This window comes from Arsukibacterium sp., from assembly GCF_033722355.1.
Classification (GTDB): Bacteria; Pseudomonadota; Gammaproteobacteria; order Enterobacterales; family Alteromonadaceae; genus Alishewanella.
Genome location: NZ_JAWVZF010000188.1, coordinates 1 through 4,900, shown reverse-complemented (window position 1 = coordinate 4,900; position 4,900 = coordinate 1). Strand labels below are relative to the sequence as shown.

The following is a 4,900-nucleotide window of genomic DNA, read 5'->3' as shown; positions in this document are numbered from 1 at the left end:
CACTGGCTTCAAGCGGGCTTTCGTTGCCAGTTTGTTACTGAGCTTACCGGTAACAGCCCACACCAGCAGTGCCAGCCAGGCAATCCAGGAAAAACCGGCCGGAATATTCAGCAGCGCTATTTTACCAACATGCTGACGGTTAAACATCAGCGCCAGTACGCTGGGTAAAAACCACACTGTTATAAATAACAGGCCAAAACCAAGTAAGAACACCATATCAGCCTGTTGCCAGGCACTGCTAAATGCGCTGATAAGTTGATTGACTGTTTCCATGCTTTAGCCCTCCCGTTTTGCTGTTTTAACTGCAGCTTCCACCACCATGCCAATCAGCCACAGTGCCGCAAAAAAGATACTAAAAGAAACCAGCTCGTGGCTGTCGGCCTGATACCAGGCGGTAGTGAATGGTGTTATTAACTGTTGTAAGGTTTCCATCTCAATCTCCAGTTTTGTTGTTTTCATCAGTTAAGTCATTGAATTTGTGTTAGCTGTTACAGATTATTTTTTTATTTTTTTGTGTAACACTTTGCAGCAATCAACAGACTTAACGGGTGTGCGCAGTAAAAAGCGGCGCAGCCAGACACCGTACTTAACAGCAAGGCAGCAGAGTTTGAGATCAGGAAGCAATAACAGCCAGAGCGCTATCGATTTTGTAGTGCAGCTATGGCAACAGCACCAGGGTGCCATTAGCCGCACCCTGTTGGCCAATGAAGCTGACCCGGAAGCGCGGCAGGATTTAAAACAGGATATTTTTCTGGCACTGCACCAGTCGGCAGCGCGGTTGCAAGCGGCCGAGCTGCCACGCGCTTATCTGTTTCGAATTATGCATAACGTGACGGTCGATCATATTGCCCGCGCACAGCGCCATAAGTGGCAACCGCTAGATGACGAGACTCAGCAACAGATGCTGCAAGACTGTCCCTCTGCAGAGGTAGCTGAAAAGCAACAAAGCCAGCAGCTGATGCAGGCGGTACGGCGGTTATCACCGGCCAACCGCCAGGTAATGTTGCTGGCGATGGAAGATTTAGATGCGCCGGAGATTGCAGAGATACTGCAGATCAGCCACGGCGCAGTGCGGGTGCGGCTAAACCGAGCCAAAACAGAACTGATGGAGATAATGCAACATGGCCGATGATTTTGATCTGGCATCACTGGCGAAAAGCTGGCAGCAACAAGCGGTGGCGGAGCAAGCGCCACCCAGCACCGCCGATTTAGCCCAGGCCAGCCAGCGTCAGCGCGAACAAAAACTACTGATGTATGGTGAATGGTTGGGGGCGGTAATTATGGCCGTTGCTGCTGTGTGGCTGCTAGTTGATGTGTCAGGCTGGCTGGGCTGCATTGCCGCGCTGTTTCTGGCGTTGGGGGCATTAAGCACGGCTTATATCAGCTGGCAGGTACACAGGCCAATTCTGGCGTATGACAACTGGAGCAGCAGTGGCTTGCTGCAGTTTCGGCTCAAAGCTTGCCAGTTAAGCCTGCGCTATTATCGCTACACTCAACTAAGCTGTGCCGCGCTTGTGCTGTTTACCCTGATCCTATGGTTATTGCATTTGCTACAGCTGGACAACACGCCGCTAAATATGTTGCTGTTTTATAGCCTGTTAGTTTCGCCAGCCTGTCTGCTGACTATATACCGGCTGCAGCAAATGGTAAGACTAAAAGGGGTTGAGCTGGCGCAACTTAAAGATTTGGCTGAAGATTTTAACGAAAACTAAGTTGCTGGTTTTTATTCAGATTTATAACCATATCGGCCACAGCAGGCAGTTGTTGCCAGCTGGCCTCGGTTAAACGCTGAAACGGCAACATAAAGCGGGCCAGTTCAGTTTCTGTCATACCGCTGCCACGCTGTTGCCAAAGTTGTTGCTCCTGCTTTGCCCGCCAGCGGCAGACGCAGTCCCAGTCGGGCGCATTAAGCCAGATTAATGGTTTAAGTAACCGCCAGTAATCGGCATAAGGCCCGGCCAGCTGACTGTTAACATAGTGGCGCCAGCGGCCATCGCTATCTTCGTTCTCTTCCAGCTCATTTACCGGGGTTGCCAGTTCAGCTTCGGGTTGCGCCGCTATACCCAGACACCAGCCTTCGACAATTAATATGTCCAGTTGCTGGCTGGCTAACGTCGCTGATGGTTCATCCTGTGCTTTATCAAATTGTGGCAGTACTACCGGCTGACCGGCAAGCACAGCCTGGGCATCAGTAATGGCCTGAGCAATATTATGGCTACCGGGGACACCACGCTGGCGCAGCAACGGATGAACCTGCTTCGCCAGCTGCTGGCGCTGTGCGCTGCTAAGATAATAGTCATCCAGCGACACGGCAGCGGCTGTGATGTCTTGCTGCTTTAACTGAGTAACTAATGCTGCAGCTAAACTGCTTTTGCCGCTGCCCTGCGCACCGGAAATTCCGATCACGGCCGGCAACCTGAGCCTGGATTGCAGTTTTGCCACTAACTGGGCTAAGGTAGTCTGATAGTGAGTGCTGCTTCGAAAGTCAGCCATCTGAATGCTCCGGACAACGATGATAACAAAGAGTCTACTATGCTAAATGCTGCTGCTAAACCCTTGGTAAAACTGGTCGATCGCTATCTGCCCGACCCTTATATTTTTGTGTTGCTGCTAAGCATCATTGTGTTTGCTGCTGCCGTTTTGCTGGAGCAACAAAGCCCGCTGCAGGTGCTGCAATACTGGGGCCATGGCTTCTGGGGCCTGCTGACATTCTCCATGCAAATGCTGCTGGTACTGGTTACCGGCTTTATGCTGGCCAGTACCCCGCTTATTACCGGTTTGCTGCACCGCCTGGCCATACTGGCTAAATCATCCGGCCAGGCTATTGTTCTGGTCACTGTGGTGTCGTTAATGGCCAGTTGGCTAAACTGGGGCTTTGGTCTGGTTGTTGGCGCTTTATTTGCCAAAGCGCTGGCCCGCCAGCTAAAGGTAGACTACCGCTTACTGGTTGCCAGCGCCTATTCGGGCTTTATTGTCTGGCATGGCGGTTTGGCAGGTTCAATACCCTTGCTTATTGCCACGCCGGGCCATTTCAGTGAAGCCCAAATCGGGATTATTCCAACCACAGACACCATTTTTGCCAGCTTTAACCTGCTGTTAGTTGCATTGCTGTTTCTGGCAATCCCGCTGGTTAATTATCTGATGCAACCCAAAGCGGCCGACAGCGTTTATGTCGATCCGGCAAAATTACAGAACGATGTATTGCCACAAAACCGCAATGACCGCCCGGCAGATAAACTGGAAAACAGTCTGCTGCTGGCCTGGCTGGTAGGCTTTGCCGGCCTTGCCTATCTGCTGCAGTATTTTACCGGTGGCGGTGGCTTAAACCTGAATATCGTTAACTTCCTGTTTTTATTCCTGGCTATAGTGCTGCATGGTACCCCCAGCCGCTTGCTGCACAGCCTGCAGCAGGCGATACAGGGTGGCGCCGGTATTGTTATCCAGTTTCCTTTTTATGCCGGCATTATGGCCATAATGGTGCAGTCGGGCCTGGCACAAAGTATGTCGCAGTGGTTTGTCAGCTTTGCCACAGCCGAAACCCTGGCTTTCTGGAGCTTTATCAGCGCCGGTATCGTCAATATTTTCGTGCCCTCCGGCGGCGGCCAGTGGGCGGTACAGGCACCGATCATGCTACCTGCTGCACTTGAGCTGGGCGCAGATATAAACCGGATTGCGATGGCTGTCGCCTGGGGTGATGCCTGGACTAACCTTATTCAGCCGTTCTGGGCCTTACCAGTGCTGGCTATCGCCGGTTTAAAAGCCAAAGATATTATGGGCTTTTGCCTGCTGCAGCTGGTGATCACCGGAGTGATTATCAGCCTTGTATTGAGTTTTGCCTGACGGGCTCTGCCACTTGCCCCGCCCCAAGCTGATACTGCTGCATTAACGCAGCCAGTGCCTGCGCCTCTGGCTCTGGGTTACCATACAATGCAGCAAATACGCCCTGCTGATCGGCAGCACTTCTGTGCTGGCCGAGCTTCAGCTTGCCGCTAAGCTCAGTAATGGTGACTTTTACACCCACGATGCCGGCAGCGAGTTGCTGCTGATAATTACGTGGCATTTTTGTCATTGCTTCACCAATGTCCGGTTCATACTGAGCTATTTGCCGCGCCAGCTGTGCCAGCGTTGTTACTTCATCAAGCAGCTCTGCTTGCCCCAGCACCTGGGCTACCGCGTAATTCCAGGTCGGTACCGCTTTTTCGCTGTGATACCAGCGTGGTGAAATATAAGCATGCGGCCCGGTGAAGGTGATCAGCACCTGTTGCTGACTAAGTTGGCGCCAATGCGGATTTTGCCGGGCCAGATGGCCATACAGTACGCCATGCTCACCTTCATCCCGCTTAAGTAACCAGGGCAAATGGCTGCAGAAAAACGGCGTACTGACCAGCGAGCCAAAACTATGTTGCGCAATAAAATCCTGCAGCGCATTTTTGTCAGCAAAGGCCATTTGCGGCGGACAATACAACATGCCTTACTCCTTGCGGGCTATTGCAAAAGCATTGCTTAGTGGGCTGAAACCAACTTTGGGATAATAACTCATCGCCGAGGGGGCACTTAGCAACAACTGCTGTACCTGTGGCCCGGTTAGCCGCTGTACTTCGGCCAGTAGCCTGCCACCTATGCCCTGTTGCTGCCAGGCTTTATCTACCAGTAAATCAGCAATATACACCACAAAGCTATAATCGGTCAGGCAGCGGGCCAGCCCGACTAACCTGCCTTGCTGGCGCGCCGTGATAATTAAGTTGGCGTGTTGCAACATCAGTTGCATCCGCTCAGGTTGATGAGTTGGCCGGTTTATACCTGACGCAACATATAAGGCTATGGCCTCACTCAGTTCAACCTCTGTAACCACCGAAAACGATACTGACATTGTTTTTCTCCTGTTGTGCAAACTGTTATT

General features: G+C 51.9%; 8 protein-coding genes. 3 read left to right on the top strand and 5 right to left on the bottom strand.

Going from position 1 to position 4,900, the window contains the following annotated elements; translation table 11 throughout:
* Both R3177_RS13195 and R3177_RS13190 read right to left on the bottom strand, forming a co-directional pair.
* Positions 1–273 (bottom strand): superinfection immunity protein (locus R3177_RS13195; protein WP_318971491.1); only part of this gene is annotated, 273 nt, incomplete at its 3' end.
* A gap of 3 nt (positions 274–276) precedes the next feature.
* Positions 277–459 (bottom strand): hypothetical protein, encoded by a 183-nt coding sequence (locus R3177_RS13190; protein WP_318971490.1) that lies wholly within the window; start codon positions 457–459, stop codon positions 277–279.
* Positions 460–607: 148 nt separating this feature from the next.
* Here R3177_RS13190 and R3177_RS13185 point away from each other — a divergent pair, with 148 nt between their 5' ends.
* Positions 608–1,132, top strand: a complete 525-nt coding sequence (locus R3177_RS13185) for a sigma-70 family RNA polymerase sigma factor (RefSeq protein WP_318971489.1) — start codon at positions 608–610, stop codon at positions 1,130–1,132.
* The gene (locus R3177_RS13180) at positions 1,122–1,712 is read left to right on the top strand and encodes a hypothetical protein (RefSeq protein ID WP_318971488.1); all 591 of its coding nucleotides are present in this window, start codon (positions 1,122–1,124) and stop codon (positions 1,710–1,712) included. Before R3177_RS13185 ends, R3177_RS13180 begins: the two co-directional genes overlap by 11 nt.
* On the opposite strand, the gene R3177_RS13175 is transcribed toward R3177_RS13180, so the two are convergent.
* A complete protein-coding gene (locus tag R3177_RS13175) occupies positions 1,699–2,493 on the bottom strand; it encodes a kinase (protein ID WP_318971487.1) in 795 nt (264 codons plus the stop codon). The two genes, R3177_RS13180 and R3177_RS13175, sit on opposite strands and share 14 nt — an antisense overlap.
* Here R3177_RS13175 and R3177_RS13170 point away from each other — a divergent pair.
* Positions 2,467–3,840 (top strand): short-chain fatty acid transporter, encoded by a 1,374-nt coding sequence (locus R3177_RS13170; RefSeq protein ID WP_318971486.1) that lies wholly within the window; start codon positions 2,467–2,469, stop codon positions 3,838–3,840. The two genes, R3177_RS13175 and R3177_RS13170, sit on opposite strands and share 27 nt — an antisense overlap.
* Here the strand turns inward: R3177_RS13170 and R3177_RS13165 are convergent.
* Positions 3,815–4,468: an FMN-binding negative transcriptional regulator gene (locus R3177_RS13165; protein ID WP_318971485.1), complete on the bottom strand. Its 654-nt coding sequence runs from the start codon at positions 4,466–4,468 to the stop codon at positions 3,815–3,817. The two genes, R3177_RS13170 and R3177_RS13165, sit on opposite strands and share 26 nt — an antisense overlap.
* A 3-nt stretch (positions 4,469–4,471) precedes the next feature.
* Entirely contained in the window at positions 4,472–4,870 is a 399-nt protein-coding gene (locus R3177_RS13160; RefSeq protein WP_318971484.1) for a GNAT family N-acetyltransferase, read from the bottom strand.
* Between the last annotated feature and the right edge of the window lie 30 nt (positions 4,871–4,900).